Origin of the sequence: Parabacteroides sp. PM6-13 (assembly GCF_029892605.1) — a bacterium.
Taxonomy (GTDB): domain Bacteria; phylum Bacteroidota; class Bacteroidia; order Bacteroidales; family Tannerellaceae; genus QVMG01.
This window is the reverse complement of the sequence record NZ_JARXWF010000017.1, coordinates 42,869-69,019: the sequence shown is the minus strand read 5'-3', so window position 1 is coordinate 69,019 and position 26,151 is coordinate 42,869. Positions and strand designations below refer to the sequence as shown.

Genomic DNA, 26,151 nt, shown 5'->3' with positions numbered 1-26,151 from the left:
CGCGTTGATTTGAAGTGGTGTTTATTTCAACGCAATATATGAAATAACAAACGATCCCGCTTCGGCGGGATTTAGTACAACCCCGTGCAAGCCGCCAGGCGCAGCTCGGGGGACGAGAGTAGAATAAAAACGAGCTCCGTAGGGGCTCAATAGTTGACCTCCTACGGAGCTCATTATATAGGTATTACTTCAACCCCGAGCTGCACCTACGGTTTGCACGGGGTTATCCAAGTTGAAGCCCTTTCGGGCTTTCTAAAATCTTCACATCTTCTCCGATTTGAAGAAAAAGCCCGATAGCATCTGTGCCAACCTTTCCTATTTGCTCTGCGCCTTCGGCTAAGCGATCTTCGATTCCTATTTCCTTTCTTCTTTCTCCTTTCTCCTTCCACTTTTCTCCAATTCGAAGACCCGCCCACCTTCTCAATCTGTTTCGATTTGATTCTATTGTAAAAATATGCATAACCGGATGAACCCTCTTTTGCGTCTTTCATATCGTTAAACACCATTTTGACAAAATGTAAGCAAAAAGGCTATTTTGTTTCGCAATATGATACGTTAAAAAGTGTTACTCGCGGGACTAATTTTAAATACCCCTACGTTTTCGGAAAATTTCTCGGTCGTTTTTGACAAATTGTCAAATTGGGTTCCCTTGATTTTTGATGTTTTTTGAGTGAATGATACCGTTTCGGTAGGGGTGCCCTATAGGGGCGCTCTCATAGGCTGTTTGGAGTATGATGAATTATTTTGCAGAAAAATTTATAATATAGTTAGGTTTATAACATAAACAAATTTATATTTGCATCATCAAATCGATTTGAAACAATAAAAGAGTGTATCATCTTAAAAGAATTAAACAAATGAAAAATCTGATAATCAAAGGAATCTCTATGGTGTGTGTCCTGTTGGTAGGCCTTGCAGCCCAGGCACAGAACGCGGAAGAGACAACCACCCTGACGGTGGAAGTGAAAGGAATAAAAGAGGCAAAAGGGCAGGTGTTGATCGCTATCAAGAGCTCGGAAGATCCTCAAAAGAGCACGTATGAGATGGTGGCGGTTAGCGACAAAGAAGCGGTAACCTGCGTCTTGAAAAATGTGCCTGTAGGCAAAGTCGACATTTCCGCTTTCCAGGATTTGAATGGGAATTTTCAATTAGAAATGGACGAGGAACACAAAGTGCCTGTCGAACCATGCTACTCCAAAGAGAAACACCTGATTCGGGAAGGCGAAAACAAACTGACGATCAAGCTTATCAACGTCAAAGAAATGATGGGGCTCTAACCCGATACGACGATGAGACCTACTTATTTATATATAGGTATATTGTCTTGCTTCGCGCTGTTTGCCTCCGCGCAAGAGCGTTCGGGGGTGATCGTAAACGGAAATGGCGAACCAGTCGATTACGCGACAGTCGTATTCCTTCAGGATGGCTACCAGAAAGCAGCCACGATCACAGACACCCTGGGACGCTTCACCCTGACGGTCGAAGAGGGATTGTACATGATGAAGGTGCAAAACATCGCCTACCAGCCGCTTGAACGAGAGATCAAGCTGGCGTCAGGCGATGCAGACCTGGGCTCTTTCCGCATGGAAGAGGCGCATTTCAACCTGAATGCCGTTGTGGTGACCGCTTCGCCCATCACCCGCGAAGCCGACCGGTTTGTGATGCTGGTGGGCGACCACGTTCCCTCATTTATGAATAAAGATGCTGCCGAAGTGTTGCAACAGGCGCCCGGCGTATGGGTGGACGACAAAGGCATCTCCATCAACGGATCGGCGGGCACCAAGGTGTTTATCAACGAACGGGAACTAAAACTGACCTCCGCCGAACTGGCCGACTACCTGCGCAACTACCGCTCGTCGGATATCGCTCGTGTCGAGGTGATTCCCCAAGCGGGGGCGGAATACAGCGCCGATTCTAAAGGCGGCGTGATCCGGATTATCCTGCGCCGCCAGTTGGAGAATGGGGTAACCGGTAATGCGATGATGCAAACAACCCAGGGGAAATACTACGGGAATTATCGCCCTTCGGCCACCGTGAATGCGTTGGTAGGGAAATGGACACTCCACGCTTCGGCCACAGGGCTTATCACCTCCAAAAACAAAGGAGAGATGATCGATGAGCGTTTCACTCCGGAAAGCGAAGCCCCCTTCTTCCGATCCGAATCTCATATGGATGGGAAACCCTCCCGGGTGATGGGGCGCCTGGGCAGTATCTATGAGATAGGCCACCGCAACAGCCTCGGAGCAGAAGTGGAATATGGATCGGGCCGGGAGAAGACACCCTCTTATTCCGAAACGACAGGCCGGATAGAAGGGATTCCCATTCATAGCACCAGCCAGAATCGACAAGAGGACAAGAACCGAAATCTCTCGGCGACGTTCAATTATATCCATAAGATCGACACGATTGGCTCAGTCTTGAAATTCATAGCCGACTACACAAACCGGAAAGTCACTGGGGAGAATCATTTCCATTCCGTGTATGACACCCCTTACGGAACGCTCGATTCACTCTACCGCAACCAGTCATCCTCCGACTACCGCATATTCACCACCGATCTCCTGTTCCAGAAAGAATTGCGAAAGGGGATGCGGTTCACCACAGGTGCCAGGTACACCCGCAACCGGATCACCAACCGGGCGTTCTACGAAGGGCAGTACAACGGGCAGTGGCGACCACTCGACAACTATAACTACGCCCTGGATTATGTGGAAAACATAGGGGCGGTTTATGGTACATTCGCCTTCAAGATCGGGCGTCTGAGTGCCTTGGCCGGATTGCGTGGCGAGTACACGCATACGACAGGCAAGGGAACATTCGACAAGACCTATATCGATATTTTCCCGAACCTGAACCTGACCTACGCCTTCAATGCCATGCAGGCATTCCTCCTGGTCGGGCAATATGCACGCAATATAGAACGCCCTAATTTCTGGCACCTGAACTCCAACCGGATCCAGTATTCCGATTATTCCTATATCATCGGTAATCCATTATTGCGTCCCACCTATATCAACCGCTTCAGCCTGACAGCGGTCTATCAGTATCGCTACACGTTGACCGTCGGAGGCAATATGCACCGCGGCCTGATCCGCGAGGTGACGAAGAGCGACCCGGTTGATCCGAAAGTGAAATATGTGATCCCGGAGAATCATTATATGGAGAATCACTACTTTGTGGCGGTGAGTTGTCCGTTTCGTTTCACCGATTGGTTGTCGGTAAATGCGAACCTGGTCGGCGTAAAGCAGGATATACGAGGTGTAAAAACAGATAAGACCATGAGCCACTACCTCTATTTCATCAACGCGACGAGTACACTCACCCTGCCGGCCGCCTTCTATCTGGAACTGATCTATAGCGGCACCAGCCGTTTGTATTCGGCCAATTCCGGCATTGAACCGCGGCATCTGGTGCACGCGCAGGTAAAAAAGAAATTGTTCGGCAACCGGTTGAATGTCTCACTGGGCGTACAGAACCTGTTCGACACCCGCGGCGCCTATTTCGCGCGTATGGAGAATTATTCTTCGGAAAGCAGGGTGTTGGATGCTTATAATGCCCGGGCGGTGAAACTATCCCTGCAATACAATTTTCAATCGGGGAAAACATTCCGGAAACGGACAGTAGAAGGAGCCTCAGACACCGAGAAAAGCCGCATGGAGAAGGCTTCGGAAATGAAATAAGAGATAATAATAAGACAAATCAATAATAAACCAGTATTTTTATACACAAATTCAGCACATTATGGAAGAGATGCAAGACAGACAGTTAAACGAGAAAGAGAGCTTAGAGTTGATATCCCGCATGATCCGCAACACGCAGGAGCGGATGGAAGAGGGGAGTGGCACCATGTTTCTGATATGGGGATACACGACCGTGATTGTGACGATGTTGGTACGGGAAATGTTGATGAGAACGGGGAGTTATCAATGGCAATGGCTTTGGTTTCTGTTGCCCGTTTGCGGAAGTATCATGACAATGATTCACCTCAAAAAAAGAAGTAAAAAGCCACGGGTCATTACCTATGTCGATAAGGTGATCAATTATATCTGGACTGTATTAGGCATCACCGGTTTTTTATTGTCGGTTATTTCGATTGTATACCGGTTGCCGATCCTCTTTTTCATTGTGTTGATTATGGGAATCGGAACGACACTGACCGGGCTGGTGATCAATTTCCGTCCGTTGGTGATTGCCGGTGTGTTGGGCATGCTGCTTTCTTCCATTCTGGTGGTACGGATGCCCTATACGCTGCAGATGCTTATTTTCTCCCTTATCTTTCTGGTTATGATGATTATTCCCGGGCATTATCTAAACTATAAATCCCGCAAAAGAAATGTTTAAAGAATTAGATCCCTTATTGCTTTCGGAGCTCCGACTGGCGGTTATGTCTATTCTGATCTCTGCGGAAGAGGCCGACTTTGTCTACTTGAAAGAGAAGACAAACGCGACGGCCGGGAACCTGAGCGTGCAGATCGATAAATTGCAACAGGCGGGATATATCGATGTCCGGAAAACTTTCAAAGGGAAACGACCGCAGACCATCTGCAAAGTAACGTTCAAAGGCATACATGCTTTCGAGAAATACATCGAAGCATTGAAGAGTTATATCGACATACAAAATCACTAGATGTAGTGATTGCCCGTTCGGCTCTTTTTCCTTTCCTTTGCAGGCGAAAAATAAATACTGCAATGAGAAAGAGAAAAGCTGGCATGCTCCTATGCCTGGCCTTACTGGCCACCCCGTTTTTGCGTGCGGAGAAAGAGATTCCTCACGAGAATGACACCATCAAGACATACAACCTGGATGCCATCGTAGTTACCTCGTCGACCAAAGAGACGAATAACCTACGCAAACTGCCCGGTTCGGTTTCTATTCTTTCTCCGCAACTGATCAACGGACGACAGATCGACGCCTTGAAAGATATCAGCGCGTTCGTACCCAATCTATATATTCCCGACTATGGTTCCAAAATGACCTCTGCTATCTACATCCGAGGCATCGGTGCGCGCAGCAGTGGACAGTCGGTTGGATTGTATGTCGATAATATTCCTTACCTGGACAAGAGCACGTTTGACTTTGAATTTGCCGATATCCAACGTATCGAAGTAATGCGCGGTCCACAGGGTACGCTCTACGGAAGAAACGCGATGGGGGGGATTGTCAATATCTACACCCTATCGCCTTTCGATTTCCAGGGCACGAAGTTGTCGGTTTCTGCCGGCAACTATGGTCAACTGAAGGTAAAAGCATCGCATTACAACAAACTAAGCGAAACAACCGGCCTCTCGGTCAGCGCTTACTACGACCGCAACGATGGATTCTTCACCAATGAATACACCGGCAAGAAGGCCGATGGAGAAGAATCGGCAGGTGGCCGACTAAAATTTGACTGGCGCATCACGCCCCGTCTGACCGCTGCCTATACCTTTTCCTACGACTATGCCGATCAGGGCGCCTTCCCGTATGGAAAATACAACAAAGAAACCGGGAAGACTGCCCCCGTTATGTTGAATGATCCAAGCTCATACAAGCGCAATACATTGGCTAACCACCTGCAACTGGAATACAAAACCGACCGGATATTACTGACAAGCACCACCGGATTCCAATGGATGAAAGATGATATGCGCATGGATCAGGACTACGACACCACCTCTGTATTTACCCTCAACCAACGACAACTGCAACGTGCCTGGAGCGAAGAGATCGCGATTAAGAGCAATCATACCGGCAATTGGCAATGGTCATTCGGACTGTATGGCTTCTATAACCAATTGAATACCGAAGGGCCTGTCACCTTTAAGAAGGATGGTATGCAAATGTTTCAGAGCATATTTGATGAAATCAAAGCGCCCATCGCGTTAAACGTGACCGGCGATGAATTATATATCCCCGGAAGCTTTGAGACACCCTCTTACGGAACCGCTTTGTTCCACCAATCTACGATCAATAACCTGTTTACGCCCGGCCTTTCATTGACTGCCGGTCTGCGTCTCGATTATGAAAAGCAGGAAATGACCTACCGTAGCAACGGTAAGATGATGCTGTCGGGAAAGATGCCCGGTCCCAGTCCGGCAATCGATCTCAGCAGTTGGTACGACGAGACGGTGATCGACGAGCAGGTATCGCAGGATTTCTGGCAGGTATTGCCCAAGGTATCGCTGAAATACGAATGCACCCCCTCTACCTTTACCTACCTCTCTGTGGCCAAAGGATATAAAACCGGAGGCTATAATGTGCAGATGTCAGCCGATATCATGAAGGATCACATGAAGTATGATATGATGAATGCCTTCAATCAGAAGTTTCAAGAGATGCACATGAATATTACCTTGCCGGTGGAAACGCCTGCTCCGTTGGAAGAGGTGATGTCTTATAAGCCGGAGAAGAGTTGGAACTATGAATTAGGTATTCGCAGCGAACTGATAGAAAACCGCCTTCATGCCGAAGCTACCCTTTTCTATATGGATATCAAGGATCTTCAACTGACCAAATTCGTTGAAAGTGGTAGCGGCCGTGTCCTGACCAACGCCGGAAAGGCGGAAAGCTATGGGGTGGAATTGTCGCTTCGCGCCCAGCTCTTTGAAGATCTCTCTGCTGATGTCAACTATGGATACACCCACGCGACCTTCAAAGACTACAACGACGGCATAAATGACTACGCTGGCAAGTTTATTCCCTATACGCCGCGTCATACCCTCAGCCTTGGCCTGCAGTACAACAAGTTGCTTCGCAATAGCTGGATCGATCAGTTGACCGCATCGGCTCAATACAATGGCGCGGGAAAAATTTTCTGGACTGAGCAGAACGATGTGACACAGACATTCTATGGCTTGTTGAATGCCAAGGTGGGCGTGCGCAAAGGCATTGTCAATCTCAGCCTCTGGGGACGCAACCTGTTGGATACCGACTACGCCACCTTCTATGTGGAATCGAAAAGCACCAACAACCAAAACAGCGCTTTTATGCAATTGGGCAAACCCCTGCAGGTAGGTGCGGAAATATCGATTGCCTTCTAAGCCCCTAAGTCTATTGCGATAAATGAATCGCTTGATGCTCTTGGCTCTTTTGTGTTTATCATTATCTTTCCATAAGATAGGATGCGTCTCAGCAAAGCTCAAACAAGTTTGGCTCTGCTTTCAACTTTCACTATCTTTGCCCTATAGAATATACAAATATGAAAGATCTTGATAATTTGGCATATATTGCCCAGGCGGAGAGTGATTCACTATTTTTAATCCCTAAAATGGCTAATCGCCATGGGTTAATCGCGGGAGCTACCGGAACAGGGAAAACCGTTTCTCTCCAGGTGTTATCCGAGACATTCAGCCAATTGGGCATACCGGTCTTTATTACCGACATCAAAGGGGATGTTTCAGGCATCTCCAAGGCGGGCACACCAGACAATAAACATGTATCCAAGCGGGTCGAAGAGTTCTCGCTTGGCGAGAAAGGTTTCCAGTACCAGGGATTCCCAGTTTGTTTTTGGGACCTTTACGGTGAAAGCGGCCATCCATTCCGCACGACTATCTCCGAAATGGGGCCGGTCTTATTATCCCGCCTGTTGGGGCTGAACGATATTCAGACTGGTGTACTGTCGATCGTTTTTAAGATTGCGGATACCAACGGGCTTTTGTTAGTCGATTTGAAAGACCTCAAGGAGATGATAAAGTTCGTAGGTGAGAACAGGGCCACCTTTACGCCGGATTACGGAAACATCTCTACCGCTTCCATCGGAGCGATACAACGCGCGCTCTTACAGCTCGAAGACGAAGGTGCGGACAAACTATTCGGGGAACCCGCTTTTGATATCAATAACCTCTTTCAGCGAGATTTCTCAGGGAAAGGCGTGTTGAATATCCTCACGGCTGATCGCCTGATCAACTCGCCTAAGATCTACTCTTCTCTTTTACTTTGGTTGCTTTCCGAATTATATGAATCGCTCCCGGAAGTGGGCGATCTCGACCGACCTAAGCTCGTCCTCTTTTTCGATGAGGCGCATCTCTTATTCACAGACACGCCTAAGGTGGTGGTTGAAAAGATAACGCAGATAGCCCGACTGATCCGATCGAAAGGGGTGGGGCTCTATTTTGTTACGCAGAGTCCGAGTGATATACCGGATACGATTCTTGGTCAATTAGGAAACAGGGTGCAGCATGCGCTGAGGGCCTTTACTCCGGCAGATCAAAAGGCTGTTAAGGTAGCTGCACAGACCTTCCGTATCAATCCTGCTCTAAATACCGAAAAGGTGATTACCGAATTGGCGGTAGGCGAAGCCTTGGTCTCTTTCTTAGATCCTAAAGGGAGTCCTATGCCTGTTGAAAGGGCTTTTGTCTTACCTCCGCAAAGCCAGATCGGTCCGTTAACTGCTCAGGAGCGGACGTCGATGATTCAGAGTTCTATCTTCTATGGGAAGTATGAAAATCTGATCGACCGCGAATCGGCCTACGAAGTGCTCCGGCAGCAAGCCTCTCAACGAATGGCAGAGCAACAACAAGAAGAAGAGGTGAAGATGGCTCAGAAAGCCTCAAAGAGCAAAAAGGCACAGCCGGCAGAAACCAGCATTTTCGGAGAGATCTTTGGCAACATAGCCAAACAGACCCAGCGAAGTGTGACCCGCAATATAGGCAACCAGCTCGGACGCGAAATCGTGCGTGGGGTATTGGGAGGCATCTTTGGCGGTAAGAAGTAATCAGGCATTATGAATATCCGTTATTTCTATTTGTTGTTGTTTCTGTTGTTGCCGGGAACTTTCGCAAGCGTATATGCACAGAATAAGGCTGAGGCAGCGGCTACCAAGCAATTGCTCGCTGCCTTGAAGAGTCCGGATCGCACGCAGCGTGCGACCGCATTCGAAGCGGCATCGCCTTATGCGGACACACCGATGTATATCGATGTCTATAAAGCCATGATAAAAGCCAAACCGGAGGTGAAAACGGATATTCTACAATGGATAACCCAAGAAGCCGCCGATCTGGAGAAAAAAGAGAAACTGCAGCGCCTGGAGATCAAGTTCGACCTACCGGGCACGCAGGTCTTGGCCAATCAGTTGAAAACACCCGATAACCACGTGAAAGAGGCTGCTGCCCAAGCGATGACTGCGATCGGCCATCCCGATTTCATAGGTGTGTTGAGTGGTATGCTCAGTAGTCCCGACAATGAAGAGGTAACCATTGCACAAAAGGCACTATCTACCTTTCCGGGAGATATCGACCGGGCAGTAGCGCGTGCGATCCCACAAGCAGCTGACGCCGGGAAGATAGCCGGCCTGGAGCTCCTGGCTGAGCGCAGGGCAAATGCCAATGTGCATACGGTGTTCGATCAGCTTAAGTCTGCCTCCCCGGCCGTGCGGAAGGCGGCTCTCGTCGCTTTGAAAGATGTTGTTTCAGCAAAAGACTTCACCCTGCTTGCTGGCATGCTGGAATCAGCCGAAGAGGATGCTATTCCCTATTTGCAGCAGGCGGTTATGGCCTCATTGGATGTACAGGATCCTGCCACCCGCTTTGACGCAGTAACTCGGCGCATGATCCTGGCCGGAGAAAATAAAAAACACCTCTACTACACTGCCTTGGCAACCACCGGAGCGCCCGACGCCCTCCCTTTACTCACCACCGCCTACCAAAACGGACAACCCCTTGCCCGTGAAGCCGCCCGTGAAGCCCTACAAATCGTCCTGGAAAAAGCCACCACCGACGATGAACGGGCTGCCATTCGGCAGCTGTTGGAAGAATAATAGAAATATAAAAAGGCCATCCCCAACAAGCGGGAATGGCCTTTTACAAACGTGATTTTAGAGTTACTTATTTCTCCGCTGCCTGGTCGGCTGTTGTCGGCCAGTAGGGGTTTTGGTACAATGGTGACAATTCGATTGTTTCATGATCCGAAGAGGTCAACAGGAACTGTCTGATTGGCATCGGTTCCAGGTAATGCGCCATCGACCAGGTATACCCGTCTTTGTATAAATTACCCGAGGTCATATTCTTTTCATACGGACGTAGGTATTCGCTCAGTTCCGGGCTGGATACTTTAGCTGATGAACTACCATTGTAATCTGTCGCCGTGAATTTATACCAATCCTGCATAGGGGTATTCCACAGGTGGAATCCTTCAATATGATAACGCACGGTAGTCATCTGATCCAAGGAACGCCAGCGAATCAAATCCATCCAGCGCAGTCCTTCTGCCATCAGTTCCGAGCGGCGCTCGCGACGAATATTATACAATACCGGGTCGGTCAATAAACGTCCGGCGGTGTAGGCACCCCAGTCCAGCTTCTCTTTTTCTATTTCCGTCGCGGCGATGGTCACGTTCGGATCCAGGGCTGTTCCGCTAAATCCGGCGCATGCGCGAATGATCTTCCAATATTCCAGGATTTTTCCGGCGCCTATGTTTCCGGAGAGCATATACTGTGCCTCCATATAGTTCAATAAGGCCTCTGTCGCCCGGAAGGTAATGGAAGCGGTATATCCTTTATGATTTCCGGCCAAGGCTTTGTCGAATGTACCTCCTTTGCGCAGGGTATATCCGGTGGTGTAGACACGGTCGCTTGCTCCGTTGGTAATATCCGGTGTCGGTTCGATCTCCACGAACATATCCCCAATGCGGTCGTCCATGTTCTTGTAAACATTCACCTGTCCGGGTTCTTTCAGGAAGATCGTCAAGCGCGGATCCCGGTTGGTGCGAACAGTGGTCAATGTTTCGTCGTTGTAGCTAAAGCCATCGTGCGCTGCATAAACCGGTTTGCCGTCGGCCATCAGGAATCCTTCCACCAAGCTACGCGTCACCCCGATACCCATATTACCCCGGTTGACCGAAGTCTCCACATGGTTCTGAATACCCAGTCCACGGTCATATTCTCTCCACAGAAGCACCTCTTTGAAGCCCGACATGTCGATGTTACCGAACAGTTTGAAATAAGGGTTCTCCGGATCGGAAGCCGATTGAGGAATCGTACCGGTATTTTTCACCAGGTCGCCTTTGTATTTTTCCGCTACCTTCTCAGCTGCTTCTACAGCCACGGTGAAGAAGTATTTCGCTTCATTGTCGATATCGCCCGATGGGTATTGATAATTGGCATTATACTCTTTTGCTTTTCCCGGCCATCCTTCGCCATTCGGTACAAAAGGAGTGCCTTTGAAATTGGTCAGCCAGGATCCTTCGAACAAAGCCACGCGCGACTTCACCAACTGAGCAGCATCCGGAGATATCCGGGTACGGCGTGCGTCGAAGTTATCACTCATATAGCTGATCGCCGTATCGAGATCCTCCAGGATAAAGCGGGCCACTTCGTTGCGGGGCATACGCTTATTGGCAGCAATCAATATCTCTTCATTATCGGGATACGCCTCTTTCACAATCGGCAGGTCGCCCCATTGTTGCAACAATGTGAAGTAACGATAGGCGCGTAGGAAATACAATTCACCGATATAATGGCGGATGTTCTTATCCGACCCTGTGATCTCTTTGTTTTCGTAACGCCCCAGAATCGTATTCAACTGATAATTAATATTGCGGATAGTTCCCCAAGACCAGTTACCATTGTCGATACCTACCTTCCATTGTCCGGAAGCGTAGCGGGTGCTGGCTCCTGTGAAAGCCTGGTTATCGGTATGTCCATCCGTTTGGAACGTGCCATAGCTTCCTCCGTGGGATGGCAACACATCGGTATAAAGAGCATTCACACAGGCTTGCACCTGGTCTTCCGAACGGTAATAGTCTTCCGGTACGATATAGGAAGGGGGTTCTTTGTCCAAAAAGTCATCGCAGGAAATGAATGTGCCACTCATTATCATGACAGCCAATGCCGTCTTAATTATATTCATATTCAATTTCATCGTTTCGTCGTATTAAAAGGTTATACTTAAACCACCGGATAAAGTCATCGATAAGGGGTATCCGTTCCCGTTACGGGTTCCGATTGTTTCCGGGTCGAACTGTTTCACAAGTTTTGTGCCTGTCCAGAGGTTTTCTCCCGACACGAAGAGGCGCACCTTCTGCATGGCAAACTTGGTGGTAAGAGAGGAGGGTAGGGTGTAACCGATCTGCAGATTCTTCAGACGGATATAGGAGGCATCCTGCAGATAGCGCGACTGCGCCTGTGTGTTCTTGTTCGCCTCCATCGGACGGGGCAGGTAAGCATCGAGGTTAGCCTGGCGATAGCCCTCCTGAACCGACCAGGTGTCTTCGTTACGGAAGTAATCGTCGACTCCGGTAATACCGGCGGCGCTCCATAATCCACTGTCGGTAAAACCAAACATATAGACACTACCCTGCCAGAAGTCGCGTTTCATCACACCCTGGAAGAAGATACGCATATCAAATCCTTTCCACGAGGCATTCAGGTCGATACCAAAGCGGTAACGCGGTGTGCTGTTCCCGATAACGGTGCGGTCGCCTGGGTCGTTCAATGTTTCACTCCCTTTTGAAATCTTTCCATCTCCGTTCAGGTCTTTATACATGATGTCACCAGCCTTCCAGTCCGAGCCGTAGGCATCCTGTCCGCCATTCGGCAAGGTGGCTAAATGAGCCTGCATCTCTTCGTCGGTTCTTGCCAGACCTAATGTTTCAAAACCCCAGATCTCGTTCATCGGACGTCCTTCGAGATAGGTCCAGATATAGTTGGTCGGGTTGTTCGGATAGCGCACAATCTTAGATTGAGAGTCGGAAAGCAATAACTTAGCTGAGTAAGAAAGTCCGTTTTTCAAAGCATCTTTCCACTGAAGCGTTAACTCCCAACCTTTCGTTTGCAAGTCGGTATTGTTGGTTTTAGGCACATCTGTTCCCAATAGAGCGGGTAGTGCAGGAGCCGCTCCCACCATATTGTTCGTATTACGTACATAGTAATCGAAAGAACCGGAGAGGCGATTACGGAACAAACCCCAATCGAGCCCGATATTATAACTTTCGATGGTCTCCCAGGTGAGCGATTCGGAAACGAGTCCCGGTGCATAGGCCGTGTTGGTCTTCTGTCCTCCTTGCAACCAGGAACCATTAGCCGAAGTGGCTGTCAGTGTCTGGAATGTTTGATACCAGTTGGTGGTATTCTGGTTGCCTAACGTACCGTAAGAGGCACGAAGTTTCAACTGGTCAACCGTTCCTTGCAGCGATTCAAAGAAGCTTTCGCGGGCGATGTTCCAACCGATAGAGGCCGAAGGGAATGTTTTCCATTGGTTCCCTTTGCGGAAACGGGACGAACCGTCCGCGCGCACATTTACTTCCAACAGATACTTACCCATGTAATCGTAGTTGAGTCGTCCGAAGAATCCGGCGGTAGCCCATTCGTTGCGTGCGCCATTTACAGACGGAGTGATCGGGTTGCCGTTAATATCCAATCCGTTTGTTAAGTCCACCTCCGGTTTGGATGTGATCATAATGCCATTGCGTTGCAAGCCGAACGCTGTCTGTTTCAGGTTTTCTGCCTGAAAACCTCCCAAGGCGTGCAGGTTATGGTTGTCTGCCAATGTCAAGGAGTATTCGGTACGTACATTGAAATTGTAATAGTTTTCTCTCAGGAAGTCCTCATGCACGTTTGAGCTGGTCTTACGGATATAAGGACTCTCGTTGATATCGTGGTTCATAAGCATATGACTATCCCAGTGGCGGTTTGCCGATTTGATGCGGTAGTTGAAGTCAACATGGGTCAGCCAGTTCTTCACCGGTTCGATCACAAAGCCTGTCTGAAAATAAATATGGTCGGTCTGTTTTTTGTCGGAACCACCTTCGGCAAGGGCTGCTACCTGCGTATCATCACTATAATAATAATGTCCGTTACGGTCGTATAGAGGCAGGATCGGCCAGGCTTTCGAAGCCAGGACGTTATATAAATTATCGGTCAGGGCAGAGGGACGAACATAGTCTTCGCGTGTAAAACGTACGTTCATATTCATGCGCAACCAGTTGGTTAATTCGGAGCTGATCTTGGTCGTGGCGGTAAAGCGCTGCAATGACTCTTCACCCAAACGGATAAGTCCGTCCTGACCAAAGAAGCTACCTGAGGCATAGTAGTTGAATTTCTTGTTTCCTCCGCTGGCGCTTACATTATGTTCCTGTGAGAAGGTCCAGTCTTTGTAGACTTCATCATAATAGTCCACATCGTCCGCACCGGTCGAGAATCCGCCGAGCCACTGTCCGCTGGGTTGTGCTTCCAGTGAATAGACGATGGTTCCGTCGGAGGTGATACGTTGTCCCGGTGCGTAAGGTGTTGCGTTTTGCCAGGTGATCAACCGATCCATATAGCTTTCGTTGAAACGCACTGCTTTCCCACGATTAGTTAGGGCATCATTGATCCAAGTGGCAAACTGTACGGAATTCATCATGTGTTTCTTGTTGATCGGATTTCCTGTGCGGAAGCTGTTGTTGTAGTTGATGGTTGTTTTTCCATCCGTACCCCCGCTTTTGGTGGTAATTAAGATCACCCCGAATGGAGCGCGTGATCCGTAAATAGAGGAGGCAGCAGCATCTTTCAGGATAGAGATATTGGCAATGTCCTGCGGATTGATGCTATGCAGCTCACCTTCCATGCCGTCGATCAGGATCAGTGGGTCGCCACTGGTGCCTTCTCCGATGGTGGTTGTTCCACGTACATTGATGCTTGGGCGGCTCTCTAAGCTACCGTTGGTTACGTCGATGTTAAGACCCGGCACCAATCCCTGCAAAGCCTGTGTCGCATTCGATACGGGACGTTCCATAATCTCTTCGCCGGTCAATACGCCAACGGCTCCTGTCAGGTTTACCTTCTTCTGCGTACCAAACCCTACGATCACTACCTCGTCGAGCATTTGGTTGTCTTCTTCCAATACGATCTTCATCGGAGCATTCGGGTTGGCTTTGATTTCCAGGTTCTTAAAACCAATATAGGAGATAAGCAGGGTCGTCTCATCGGGAACCAGGATAGAGAAATTCCCATCTATGTCGGTCACTACACCGTTTGAAGTGCCTTTCTCTACGACATTGGCTCCGATAACAGGTTCGCCCATTCTGTCGACAATGACGCCGGTAACTCTTGTCTGCCCCTGTTGTGGGAATGAAAGATCGGGAGCGAACGCCCCTTTCTTATTCAATACAATATGCCGGTCGCTGACTGTGTAGGAGATATCGGCCTGTTCGACGAGGTTGTCGAGAATAGCCGAGATGGTTTCGCCTTCCGCGGCGATGGAGACTTTACGCTCCACGTCGACCATCCGTTTGTTGTAGAGAAAACGAAAATCGCTTTGTTCTTCAATGTTGTTGATCACTTCTTCGATGGATACATTTTCCAAGCGAAGATTTAGCGTTGTTGTTTGGGAATACATATTCGATCCCGTAGCTATGGTGATTCCCAGTATTAGAAAAAGAATGGATAAGCGCATAATATGAAACACTTTTGTGACAAAATAATGTCGTTGTATTTTTTTATACTTATGAAAATTCATACATTTGTTTGTTTAGTAAGACAATAAGGTTTACTGAAAACTTTTTACCGCTAAACATTAAAAAGGGAAGGTCTCGCACACCTTTCCTTTTTCGTTATATGGAGATTGGCGGTAAACGGGTACTGATAGTAGTGATACGAACCGGTTTACTTCATAGGCATCATGATTTAAAGTTTATACATGTATTAGAATCTCGTTACTATATAAATGACGTTTCGGCAAAAAAAAACCACATCGAAAATGTGATTTTTTTTCTTTTATTAGATGAAAACAGGTTATATAGCCGACTATTTCCCTGCTTTTTTGGCCTCTTTTCTTCCTACTTCAATTTGTTGTTTTCCAAACAAGCCATCATCGTTCTTCTCCCTCTCCAGGTAGAAAAAGCGGATTGGAGCCGACAGTTCCAACAAACGCAGGATCTCATTGAGTGATTCCTCTTCAAACGTGGCGCGATAGGGTGCCTCCTCAATTCCCGATTCCTTGACAACGATCTCTACGTTGAAGGTTTGCTCAAGCCGTTTGAATACATACCCTAACGGATCATCGCGGAAGATCATCAATCCGTCTTTCCAGGCATACCATTTATAGGGATCGGTTTGCGTAACGGTGTATTGGTTGTTTTCTTTGTTGAGGCTGAATTGATCGCCCGGCTTCATTGCAATCGCTGGTTTGCCTTCCAGCCATACATCGACCTTCCCATTTGCCAGAGTAATCGACGTAAACTGATCGCTTTCATAGGCGTTGACATTGAATGCTGTTCCGGTGGCAACCACTTTATTATAGGGCGTCTCTACCGTAAAAGGTTTATTCCTGTCGGCTTCTACTTCAAAATAGCCCTCTCCCGTGAGCGATACATTTCTCTTGCCTGCCCGGAAACGAAGCGGATATTTCAGTGTACTCCCTCCGTTGAGCCACACCTTTGAATCGTCCGGCAGATTCACCTGCGAAATCATGCCGTAAGGAGCGGTTACCTCCTGGAAAGATTCATACAGCGGATCATTCCATTTGTCATAAAACAGATAGGCCGACAAGAATAATAAAGGAATAAACAATATGGCGGCTATGCGCTGCCAGTAGAACCATATATTTTTAGAGGAGCCTGTTTTATGGATTTGCCGGATTACTTTTGCTTCCGCTCGGGCAGGGTCGATCAGATCCGGATCCAATGCCGGATTATAGGCATGCCATAGATTACTGGTTTGTTGAAAATAACGACGGTTGTCCGCATTTTCTTCAATCCAGCTTTCCAGTATGCCACACTCTTCCGGGGTTGCTTTCTTTTCCAGAAACCTCAGAATAAGTATATCTATTTGATCTTTTTCCATCCTGCCTGTTTTCATCTATATACATGACGTTTTCCGGGTGGTTTACCACATCCGGAATAACATATTTTAATCAATTCCCAATAATAACAATAGAAACAAAAAGTCTTTCAATTCGCCTTTCAGGAACTGAATAGCTTTGCTTATACGTACTTCGACCGTTCGTTCCGAGACCTGAAGACGTCCTGCAATCTCTTTGTATTTTAACGATTCAAAACGATGCATCTCGAATGCTTCCCGGTATTCTTTAGGCATTTTCTCCAGGGCCTCCGCCAGGTGCTGCTGCAGGTCGGAATACAATATATAATGTTCCGTATCCATTTCGAAGAGCGCATGGTGGTTGAGCACATAATCCGCATGCTCATATTTTACCTGCCCATGACGTATCTCATCGATGCAGGCGTTGCGGACGGATCGCAATAAAAAAGCTTTCAGGGAAGTTTCTATGGAAAGGTTTTCTCTTTCGTTCCATAGTTTTAAGAAGATGGATTGAACAATATCTTCACAAGCAACCCGGTCATGCAGGATTTCTCCTCCAAACAGTACCAGGTCTTTGTAGTAGCGTTGAAATAGGTCGGTAAACGCTTGCTTATCACCTCGTTTTAATTGTTCAAGTAAGTACACCTCTCGCACAGGGTTGAATCTTTGTTGAAAAACAAATATAAGGCTAACAGATAACACCGCCAAAAAAATGGTTAATTAAGATATCATAAGGAGAAATAATGTACTTTTGTTGCGAAGACCAGAGATAACTAATTTTATACAGTCTATAAAAACAATTAGGTATGGCAAATAAGGTAAGAATTGATTATCTGCTGTTGGATATTCGTGAATTAGAAAAAAAAGTAGCAGGGATGCGTGAAGCGGAGGTCTATCCTGTCTCTTTTTTCAGCCAGTCTTTCGAAATAGCTCATAAGATACTAAACGACTTGCATAATCTGGAGGCGGAACAGCTCGAAATGCTTAGCCACCAGATGGAGGTGCATCGTTCGCGTATGCAATCTATCCTTACGCCAACCGCGCAGCCCGAAGAGGAAGCTCCGGTCGTAGAAGAAGCAGCGGAAGAGCTACATGAGCCGGAGGCGGTGGCAGAACCCTATGTTTTCCCTTCTGATGAGGAAGTGATGCATGATGAGGAAGTCACGCCGGTGGACAAACATGAAGAGGCGGAAAAAGAGCGTGCGGCTGTTTCGCTAAACGATTTATTGGGGAAAAAGAATCTGGCAGACCTGAAGAAGGCATTCAGTTTGAATGATCATTTTCGTTTTCGTCGTGAGCTTTTTGGTAGTGACGAGTTGAAAATGAACCAGGCTATTGCTGATCTAAACAATCTACAGACTTATGAGGATTCTGTCGTTTATCTGCAGGAACAGCTCATGTGGGATGTAGACGCTCCGGTGGTAGCAGAGTTTCTTTCTTTTATTGAGAAGCGGTTTTTATAACCCGACGATGAACCAGATATATTAATAAGCACAACAACAAAGGTGTCTAAACTAATTATTGTACCTACCCCGATCGGGAACCTGGAAGATATGACATTCCGGGCTATCCGGGTGCTTCGTGAGGCGGATCTTATCCTGGCGGAAGATACGCGCACGACGGCTTTTCTCCTGAAGCATTATGAGATTGAGAACAAAATGATGTCTCACCATAAATTCAACGAACATAAAACGGTAGAGATGATCGCTGAGCGCATCCGGGGAGGAGAGATGGTCGCGCTTGTGTCGGATGCCGGTACACCGGCTATTTCTGATCCGGGCTTTCTGTTGGTGCGCGCCTGTGTGCAACAGGGGGTCGACGTGGAATGTTTGCCTGGCCCTACGGCTTTTGTGCCGGCGCTGGTGAATAGCGGACTACCGTGCGACGCTTTCACATTCATTGGCTTCCTGCCGGTTAAGAAGGGACGCCAGACCCTGTTGAAGTCGCTGGCAACCGAGCCGCGTACGTTGGTGTTCTACGAATCGCCTTACCGCATTGTGAAAACCCTGACCCAGCTGGCGGAAGTGATGGGCGAGGAGCGAAGAGCCTCTGTCTCTCGGGAGCTGACCAAAAAGTTTGAAGAAACAGTTCGGGGAAGCCTGCAAGAGCTGATTGCTCACTTTTCTGTGAACGAACCAAGGGGAGAATTTGTTCTTATAGTGAGCGGACACGATCCGAAGAAAGAAAAACAAGATGAATAATTAATCAAAACGCCTGTTACAAGGCGCAAACTAAATTGTAATCATATGAAAAAAGTTTTTGTAATTTGTTTCAGTACACTGATCTTTATGGCTTCATGTGTTCAAAACTCTAAGGAGTACAAACAAATGAAAGCAGAGAACGATTCGTTGAAGATCGAAAGCACGCGTAATGCGACAGAATTGAATGAAATGCTGGCCATCCTTAACGACGTGGAAGAGGATATTCTATCTATTCGTGAAGCCGAAAACTACCTGACGGTGCAAAGCCAATCGGATACGGAAATGACTCAAAGCAAACGGGAGCAGATAAAGCAAAATATGCAGATGATCACTGAAACGCTGAAGAAAAACAAACAGCAGATCAGTGAACTGGAGGCAAAGCTGAAGAACAGCAACGTGAACTCAGCCTCATTGCGTCGTTCGATCGAACGCCTGAATGCCGAAATGGATCAGAAAACAATCATGATCACCTCATTGCAGGAAGACCTGGCGAAAAAGAATGTGCGCATCCAGGAACTGGATGAGATGGTTGCCGCGTTGAATGAAGACGTGGAGGTGTTGGCCACTACGACCGCTTTGCAGACAGAAGCCTTGAATCAGCAGGATCGTGAGCTCCATACGGCTTATTATTGCTTCGGAACATCCAAAGAACTGAAAGATCAGAACATCCTGACCGGTGGTGGACTCTTCTCCAAATCGAAAGCGCTGGAAGAAGATTTCAACCGCGATTATTTTATCTCCATTGATATCCGTGAGGTGAAACAGATTCCGCTGTTTGCCGGAAAAGCCAAATTGCGCTCCAATCATCCGGATGGAACATGGGAATTACAGAAAGACGAAGAGGGTAACCTGACATTTGTTATTACGAATGAAGAATTGTTCTGGAGTCTGGGCAAGTATTTGGTGATTCAGGTGAGTTGATGAGATACAAAAGCCTATTCATTGATCTGGACGATACCCTTTGGGATACGTACCATAACAATAAAGAGTGCCTCGAAGAGCTATATGTCGATTACCATTGGGATCGGCATTATGCCTCCTTCGAGGCTTTCTATGCCTCCTATATGCCCAATAATGAAAACCTCTGGGCGCTTTACCGGGAACATAAGATCGATCGCCAAACCCTTATTTACGAACGCTTTCATTATGTGCTTCAGCCGATGGGCATTGACGACCGGGAACAAGTGTTGACCATTAACCGGGATTTTCTGGAGCGAACCACCACCCGTACACGGCTTATTCCGGGATCGATAGAACTCCTGGAGTATCTCCGCCCGGCTTATCGCCTGTTTATCCTGTCGAATGGATTCCGGGAGGTGCAATTCAAGAAGTTGGAAAATTCCGGTCTGGCTCCCTATATCGAGCGGATGATCCTGTCTGAAGACGCGGGGATACAAAAACCTCATAAAGAAATATTCGATTTTGCTTTGCGTAATACCAATTCGCGTCGACAGGAGAGTCTGATGATCGGCGACAGCTGGGAGGCGGATATCGTAGGCGCGCATAATGCCCGGATCGATCAGCTTTGGCTGAATCCTGGGGGACTTTCACCTCATGGCTTTCAACCCACCTTTACTGTCTCTTCCCTGAAAGAGGTAGAAAATATCCTGTGAGCTATAAATAAAGAACCCTTGATGTTTCGAGGGGTGAAACACCAAGGGGTTTTGCGTTTAAAGCTTAAAGATTTTAGTGTGTGTATTATATAGAGGGGTAGTGTCTACATAATCGCCTAAAACATGTACAAATCTAATCGGTTCTGCAAGAAAGTCTGTCCGTTTTGTTTAATTTGTGTCTGTTTCATTTAAAAACTGTTTAATAACATATCCGTTTCATTTATTCCCACTATTTTTGTGTACCCTCAAAATAAGCTGATATGGAAAACTCTACATTATTCAATGACTACTACCACGATCTTGGTATCTATCTTTATTTAATCCCTATCATAAGTGCCTTTTGGGCGGGCTTTGCCTTATTGGCAAACAAACAACATTCGCATTCACAAAAATACTTGGCGGCCTACCTGATTGCATTAGGGTTTGGTATGATTTTTAGTTTCTATTACGACCGATATACGGCGGAGTATAAAACAGAGATCCTGCGGGTACTGAATCCGTTGGTCAGTATCTTTTGTTCCATGTTTGTATTGTTTTACATGACCTCGTTGATGCAACCCAAAATATTGACACGCAAATATATATGGATGTTTTTGTCGGGTGGCGCCTTGTTCTCTGCTGTTTTTGTTCTATTGGAGGTTTTTTATGGCGATACCACGCACACGGTTAGTTGGCAAATGATTGTCGAGCAGACCACCCACCCGGCTGTTATTGTCCGTTTATTGGCTTTGGCGGGTTTGGTTTTCTTTGAATGTTATATTGCGCTCCGTTCGCTTTCTATGTATTTCCGGCATAAGAAATTTATCCGTGAAACCTATTCTTATGAGGAAGATATCAATCTGAACTGGATCGGTTGGAGCCTTGCGCTGTTCGCGGTCTTTGCCTTTAGTGATCTGCTTTGGATGAGTCAATCCTCCGTTGTTGCCAAAGTGATGTTTGGCGTGCTTTGTACCATTTCCATCGTGGCAATTTTCTGGTTGGGATTTCGCCAGGAAGAGGTGCCTACGGAGGAGTCTCTGCCGGAGACCAAGGAGGCGCAAACGGAAGAGGCTGCCAAGGAGGCTTCCCCGGAATCGCCGGAGGAGTTAGCGGTGCGCTATCCGATGGAGCGGATGAAACATGCTTTGACAGAGTATTTTGAGAAAGAGAAACCCTATCTGGATCCGGAATTGAGCTTAGGGGATGTAGCGCAGGCTTTGCAAACCAATAAGACCTACCTGTCTCAGTTGATCAATGGTGAGTTTGAGATTAATTTTTATACGTTCGTAAACCAATACCGCATGCAATACGCGATCGACCTGATCAAAAAACAGCCGAAGAAACCGGAAACGACTCAGTTGATTGCTGACTCAGGCTTCAAATCGCGTAGCGTCTTCTATAAGCAGTTTCGTGAAACCACAGGCTGCTCACCCTCGGACTATATCAAACAGGTCAGAGGCGAATTGTAGTCACAATCTATTTCTGGGGAATGCCTATTTACGAATATCTTCGAGGAAGGTGTCCATCATTTGTTTGGCAGCGATAAACGAACTGATTTCATTGTGCAATACCTGTTGTTCGGTGGAAGAGAGGATTTTCTCTACCGCCGGATTGTGGTAGAATGTCTGCCGCAATGTTTCGTTGATGCTTTCATACATCCAGTACTTAGCCTGTTCGTTACGTTTGTGTTCAAAGAAACCATTCTCTTTGGTGAACACGATATAGGCATCGATCATCTCCCATATCTCTTTGATGCCGAGGTTGTAATAGCCTGAATAGGTAAGCACCTGCGGGTTCCATCCCGATTCGGATGGCGGAAACAGGTGGAGTGCGTTGCGGAACTGGGACGCCGCCAACTTGGCTTTGTCGATATTGTCACCATCGGCTTTGTTGATCACTATGCCATCGGCCATTTCCATAATACCACGTTTGATACCCTGTAATTCATCTCCCGTACCTGCCAGCTGAATCAACAGGAAGAAGTCGACCATCGAATGGACTGCCGTTTCGCTTTGTCCGACTCCGACCGTCTCAACGAAAATACTATCGAAGCCGGCTGCTTCGCAGAGAATGATGGTTTCCCTTGTCTTCCGGGCAACACCACCTAAGGAACCGGCTGATGGGGAGGGGCGGATGAAAGCGTTTTTCTGACGCGACAGATCTTCCATGCGGGTTTTGTCGCCCAGGATACTCCCTTTGGTGCGTTCGCTGCTTGGGTCGATAGCCAAGACAGCCAATTTACGTCCCTTTTCCAATAGATGCATACCGAACACATCGATCGAGGTGCTCTTGCCGGCTCCCGGAACGCCGGTAATGCCTACGCGTACCGACTGACCCGAATGGGGGAGGCACTTCTCTATAATCTCCTGAGCCACCTGCTGATGTTCATGCAAGGAACTCTCTACAAGCGTCACTGCCTGGCTGAGAATACTGATGTCTCCTTTGAGGATGCCTTCTACAAATTCGCTGGGTGTGAAGCGGCGACGCTGAACGCGTTGCTTTAGGTAAGGGTTGATGGTAGGAACATCTGATATGCCCTTATTGACCTTCAACCCCTTATATTGATCGTCATTTTCAGGGTGATTCATGAATCTTGTCTATTTATAGGCCGTTACCTTTATCAGTCTGACCGGACCATTCGGATCATTGCATACCACATTGATCAGCGATTCCAGTTTTGTCTTGACCTCTTTCGGACGGACAGATACTTTGAAGGTCGCCGTAGCGCCCGGCTTCAGTTCCCGTCGTCCGCCTGAGATGTCCAGACGTTCATCGTCACTTGTAACACTATAAATCTGTAACGGCGTTTTTCCTGTGTTTGTTATGTCAAAAGAGATGGTCGCGCGTCCGCCAATAAGCGGGATAATGCTGCCTTTTGTCGGCAACTGACCGAATTCCAAAAGCGTACCGGAAAGATGTGCCACAGGGGCTTGTGCCTTTTCCGCCGCTGTCAGTTTGTTGAAGTTGTCGATGATATTTGCCGCGATCTGAATAGAACCCACCGTCTCTTTCTGGTCGATGCTGACAACGGCTACGGGCAACTCGGCTGTAATGCGTCCCATGCGTTTCACCGCCTTCGCGTCCAATTGCACGGTGATCTCCCCAGTTTCTCCCGGTTTCAATACTTCCGGACTGACCGAAGTGGCAAAGCAATTGGCTACTTTTCCCAGTACAACCGTTAGAGGCTGTTGCGTGTCATTCAACAGATTGATGCGTTCAACGATTGTCTCTTCCGGACGAATCGTGCTATATAAAATCGTTTTGGTGTGAAGTTTAAGCTCTCCGATCGAATAGGGATAGGTGAATACCGGTTGAAATGACTTCGGTTTCACATTCCCTTTGATCGTCAAGATATAACTTCCTTTGTTCCCATTACTGTAGATCGAAATGGTTTTCAGAAACGGTCCCGGTCGTCCTTTCGGATCAAAGGTGATTTTCAGTTCACCGGTTTTGCCCGCGGCAATCGGTTCTTTCGACCATTCCGGTCGGGTGCATCCACAAGAGGCGGTCACGCGTGTAATCACCAAAGGCTTCTTTCCGGTATTACGAATCGTAAAAACATGATTCACCGGGCCGTCGACCTCATTGATGTTACCAAAGTTAAAGGTGGTCTCCTCTACTTTTAATTGCGCATTGCTTTGAGCGCCGGCTATCGTGAAACACACGATCCCAAGCACGATCAACATAATACGTTTTAAGTGACACGTCATATCTTGTGGTTTATCATCTTAATCGGGGGATTATTTCACATCCCCCCGGATGGTCAATATAAAACTACCCGTTTTTCCGTTGCTGTAAACAGAAATCGTTTTGGCGAAAGGGCCGGGACGGTTTGCCGGGTCGAATGTTATCTTGATTGTTCCTGTTTTGCCTGCTGCGATCGGTTCTTTTGTCCAATCGGGTGTTGTACATCCGCAAGAGGGGATGACACGGGTGATCACCAGCGGTTGGTCACCGGTGTTTTTGATAACAAATGCATGTTCCACTTTTCCATCTGCTTCTTTGACTTCTCCGAAGTCGAAATTAGCACTTTCCGTAGAGATGACAGCCTGTGCATTCGCAGCACCAGTTGCCAAAAGAAGGGCCATAAAAATAAAAATAATCTGTTTCATTTCTTTTTTTATTTAATATGCGACAAATATATAAATTATTACGGAGAAAATCTGCTCTTTGAAGCATATTGTCATTTATGTTGTTTTTTTCGATTTTCTTGTGTAAGTTTGTCGTTCGCTATACGGTTTGCGTGGAGAAAAGACGGGGTTGAACTGACATTTTGATACTTATAACAGGTGTAGCAACGAAAAGAACCATAAAAAACTGAGAAATGAAAGCGCCAAGTATCAATGTGGGAATACTCACCGGAAAAGAGATCTCCTTTTCTTTCCATTCTTCTTATATCAATACGGTGACGGGTGAGTTCCTAACCGGAGAGCAACGGGTGTTGTTTATCGACAACCGCATCTTTTATCAGGGCAAAAAGCATACAGATATTTACTTTGAACCGGCTTCGTCGGATGCCTATTTTGAACTGAACGATGTGGTTATCGGCAAAGACTTCCATTGGGAACGCAGTGAAAACCAGCGCTTCCGTGGTGGGTTGGATTTGGTTGCCACGGATGAGGGGATCGTAGTGATCAACGAGATCAATGTCGAAGAATACCTTGTCAGCGTGATCTCTTCGGAGATGAGTGCGACCAGCTCCAAAGAATTATTGAAGGCGCATGCCGTTATCTCGCGCAGCTGGCTGTTGGCGCAACTGCAAAAGAATGCCTCTTTGCAGGAAACCGAAGCTCTTTATCAAAGCACTCATCAGGATCAGGATCGTCTTATCCGTTGGTATGACCGGGAGGATCATCTCCTGTTCGACGTTTGTGCCGACGATCATTGCCAGCGCTATCAGGGGATTACCCGCGCATCGACTCCTTTGGTCGAAGCCGCCGTACGGGAGACTCGTGGTGAGGTGCTTTCCTGCCAGGGTGAAATCTGCGATGCCCGCTTCTCCAAGTGTTGCGGTGGGGTGACTGAAGTGTTTGAAACCTGTTGGGAGCCGACCTCTTATCCCTATCTGGCGGCTGTGCGCGACACCATGCCGGAAGGAGAACTACCCGATCTTCGCTCCGAAGAGACGGCTCGCCGGTGGATCGAAAGCAGTCCGGAGGCGTTCTGCCATACGACGGACAAACAGATCCTGCAAGAGGTGCTCAACCATTACGATCAGGAAACCTCCGACTTTTACCGTTGGGAGGTGACCTATACGCAAGCAGAAATAAGCCGATTATTGGCTGACAATTATAAAGAGTTTCAATTAGGCGCCATACTCGATCTGGTTCCGCTGAAGCGAGGACCGTCGGGACGGATAGAGGAACTGCAAATCGTTGGCAGCGACCGAAGTGTTGTGATCGGAAAAGAATTGGAGATCCGCCGTGTATTGTCCGCAAGCCATTTGTATAGCTCCGCCTTTGTGGTCGACCGCCTGGAGGTGACCGATGGCGTTCCCGGACGATTCCGTCTGAAAGGAGCCGGTTGGGGGCATGGCGTGGGGCTTTGTCAGATCGGGGCAGCGATGATGAGCACGCAGGGATTTACGTATGACAAGATCTTAAAACATTATTATAAAGGAATAAAACTCACCAAACGTTATTAAAC

At 47.6% G+C, this 26,151-nt stretch carries 21 protein-coding genes; 13 read left to right on the top strand and 8 right to left on the bottom strand.

What is annotated here, in order from left to right:
• Window positions 1-223 precede the first annotated feature (223 nt).
• A complete protein-coding gene (locus tag M2134_RS14260) occupies window positions 224-460 on the bottom strand; it encodes a hypothetical protein (RefSeq protein ID WP_280752212.1) in 237 nt (78 codons plus the stop codon).
• Window positions 461-857: 397 nt separating this feature from the next.
• Here M2134_RS14260 and M2134_RS14255 point away from each other — a divergent pair, with 397 nt between their 5' ends.
• From M2134_RS14255 to M2134_RS14225, 7 genes are all read left to right on the top strand, one after another.
• Complete coding sequence (locus M2134_RS14255) at window positions 858-1,277, top strand: DUF2141 domain-containing protein (RefSeq protein WP_280752211.1); 420 nt, start codon at window positions 858-860, stop codon at window positions 1,275-1,277.
• Window positions 1,278-1,289: 12 nt separating this feature from the next.
• Window positions 1,290-3,680, top strand: coding sequence for an outer membrane beta-barrel family protein (locus M2134_RS14250; RefSeq protein WP_280752210.1), 2,391 nt, complete (start codon window positions 1,290-1,292; stop codon window positions 3,678-3,680).
• Between the two features lie 61 nt (window positions 3,681-3,741).
• A complete protein-coding gene (locus tag M2134_RS14245; protein WP_348525048.1) occupies window positions 3,742-4,341 on the top strand; it encodes a hypothetical protein in 600 nt (199 codons plus the stop codon).
• Window positions 4,334-4,627: a transcriptional regulator gene (locus M2134_RS14240; protein WP_280752209.1), complete on the top strand. Its 294-nt coding sequence runs from the start codon at window positions 4,334-4,336 to the stop codon at window positions 4,625-4,627. Before M2134_RS14245 ends, M2134_RS14240 begins: the two co-directional genes overlap by 8 nt.
• 62 nt (window positions 4,628-4,689) lie before the next feature.
• Window positions 4,690-7,020 carry a TonB-dependent receptor gene (locus M2134_RS14235; RefSeq protein WP_280752208.1) on the top strand — a complete coding sequence of 777 codons (2,331 nt, stop codon included), beginning with the start codon at window positions 4,690-4,692 and terminating at the stop codon, window positions 7,018-7,020.
• Between the two features lie 158 nt (window positions 7,021-7,178).
• On the top strand, window positions 7,179-8,693 hold the full coding sequence (locus tag M2134_RS14230; protein WP_280752206.1) for a helicase HerA-like domain-containing protein: 1,515 nt from the start codon (window positions 7,179-7,181) through the stop codon (window positions 8,691-8,693).
• 9 nt (window positions 8,694-8,702) lie between these two features.
• On the top strand, window positions 8,703-9,734 hold the full coding sequence (locus M2134_RS14225; protein ID WP_280752205.1) for a hypothetical protein: 1,032 nt from the start codon (window positions 8,703-8,705) through the stop codon (window positions 9,732-9,734).
• Window positions 9,735-9,801: 67 nt separating this feature from the next.
• On the opposite strand, the gene M2134_RS14220 is transcribed toward M2134_RS14225, so the two are convergent.
• From M2134_RS14220 to M2134_RS14205, 4 genes are all read right to left on the bottom strand, one after another.
• Window positions 9,802-11,835, bottom strand: a complete 2,034-nt coding sequence (locus M2134_RS14220; RefSeq protein WP_280752204.1) for a RagB/SusD family nutrient uptake outer membrane protein — start codon at window positions 11,833-11,835, stop codon at window positions 9,802-9,804.
• Between the two features lie 12 nt (window positions 11,836-11,847).
• A complete protein-coding gene (locus M2134_RS14215) occupies window positions 11,848-15,348 on the bottom strand; it encodes a TonB-dependent receptor (RefSeq protein WP_280752203.1) in 3,501 nt (1,166 codons plus the stop codon).
• A 350-nt stretch (window positions 15,349-15,698) separates the two neighbouring features.
• Window positions 15,699-16,736, bottom strand: a complete 1,038-nt coding sequence (locus tag M2134_RS14210) for a FecR domain-containing protein (RefSeq protein ID WP_280752202.1) — start codon at window positions 16,734-16,736, stop codon at window positions 15,699-15,701.
• A 66-nt stretch (window positions 16,737-16,802) separates the two neighbouring features.
• Complete coding sequence (locus tag M2134_RS14205) at window positions 16,803-17,396, bottom strand: RNA polymerase sigma-70 factor (RefSeq protein WP_280752214.1); 594 nt, start codon at window positions 17,394-17,396, stop codon at window positions 16,803-16,805.
• A 122-nt stretch (window positions 17,397-17,518) separates the two neighbouring features.
• On the opposite strand from M2134_RS14205, the gene M2134_RS14200 reads away from it, so the two are divergent.
• The 5 genes from M2134_RS14200 (at window position 17,519) to M2134_RS14180 (ending at window position 21,974) form a co-directional block, all read left to right on the top strand.
• Window positions 17,519-18,175: a hypothetical protein gene (locus M2134_RS14200; protein ID WP_280752201.1), complete on the top strand. Its 657-nt coding sequence runs from the start codon at window positions 17,519-17,521 to the stop codon at window positions 18,173-18,175.
• Window positions 18,176-18,217: 42 nt separating this feature from the next.
• Entirely contained in the window at window positions 18,218-18,913 is a 696-nt protein-coding gene (gene rsmI / locus M2134_RS14195; protein WP_280752200.1) for a 16S rRNA (cytidine(1402)-2'-O)-methyltransferase, read from the top strand.
• A 45-nt stretch (window positions 18,914-18,958) separates the two neighbouring features.
• Window positions 18,959-19,834 carry a hypothetical protein gene (locus M2134_RS14190; protein WP_348525047.1) on the top strand — a complete coding sequence of 292 codons (876 nt, stop codon included), beginning with the start codon at window positions 18,959-18,961 and terminating at the stop codon, window positions 19,832-19,834.
• Window positions 19,834-20,526: a YjjG family noncanonical pyrimidine nucleotidase gene (locus M2134_RS14185; RefSeq protein WP_280752198.1), complete on the top strand. Its 693-nt coding sequence runs from the start codon at window positions 19,834-19,836 to the stop codon at window positions 20,524-20,526. The genes M2134_RS14190 and M2134_RS14185 overlap by 1 nt, the downstream gene beginning before the upstream one ends.
• Window positions 20,527-20,786: 260 nt before the next feature.
• Window positions 20,787-21,974 (top strand): AraC family transcriptional regulator, encoded by a 1,188-nt coding sequence (locus M2134_RS14180; RefSeq protein WP_280752197.1) that lies wholly within the window; start codon window positions 20,787-20,789, stop codon window positions 21,972-21,974.
• A gap of 24 nt (window positions 21,975-21,998) precedes the next feature.
• Here M2134_RS14180 and meaB read toward each other — a convergent pair whose 3' ends face one another.
• From meaB to M2134_RS14165, 3 genes are read right to left on the bottom strand one after another with little or no spacing between them, the layout of a single operon-like run.
• Window positions 21,999-23,093 (bottom strand): methylmalonyl Co-A mutase-associated GTPase MeaB, encoded by a 1,095-nt coding sequence (gene meaB, locus M2134_RS14175; protein WP_280752196.1) that lies wholly within the window; start codon window positions 23,091-23,093, stop codon window positions 21,999-22,001.
• Window positions 23,094-23,102: 9 nt separating this feature from the next.
• A complete protein-coding gene (locus tag M2134_RS14170; RefSeq protein ID WP_280752195.1) occupies window positions 23,103-24,215 on the bottom strand; it encodes a DUF1573 domain-containing protein in 1,113 nt (370 codons plus the stop codon).
• 30 nt (window positions 24,216-24,245) lie between these two features.
• The gene (locus tag M2134_RS14165; RefSeq protein WP_280752194.1) at window positions 24,246-24,617 is read right to left on the bottom strand and encodes a DUF1573 domain-containing protein; all 372 of its coding nucleotides are present in this window, start codon (window positions 24,615-24,617) and stop codon (window positions 24,246-24,248) included.
• Between the two features lie 212 nt (window positions 24,618-24,829).
• On the opposite strand from M2134_RS14165, the gene M2134_RS14160 reads away from it, so the two are divergent.
• Entirely contained in the window at window positions 24,830-26,149 is a 1,320-nt protein-coding gene (locus M2134_RS14160) for a SpoIID/LytB domain-containing protein (RefSeq protein ID WP_280752193.1), read from the top strand.
• Window positions 26,150-26,151: the final 2 nt, after the last annotated feature.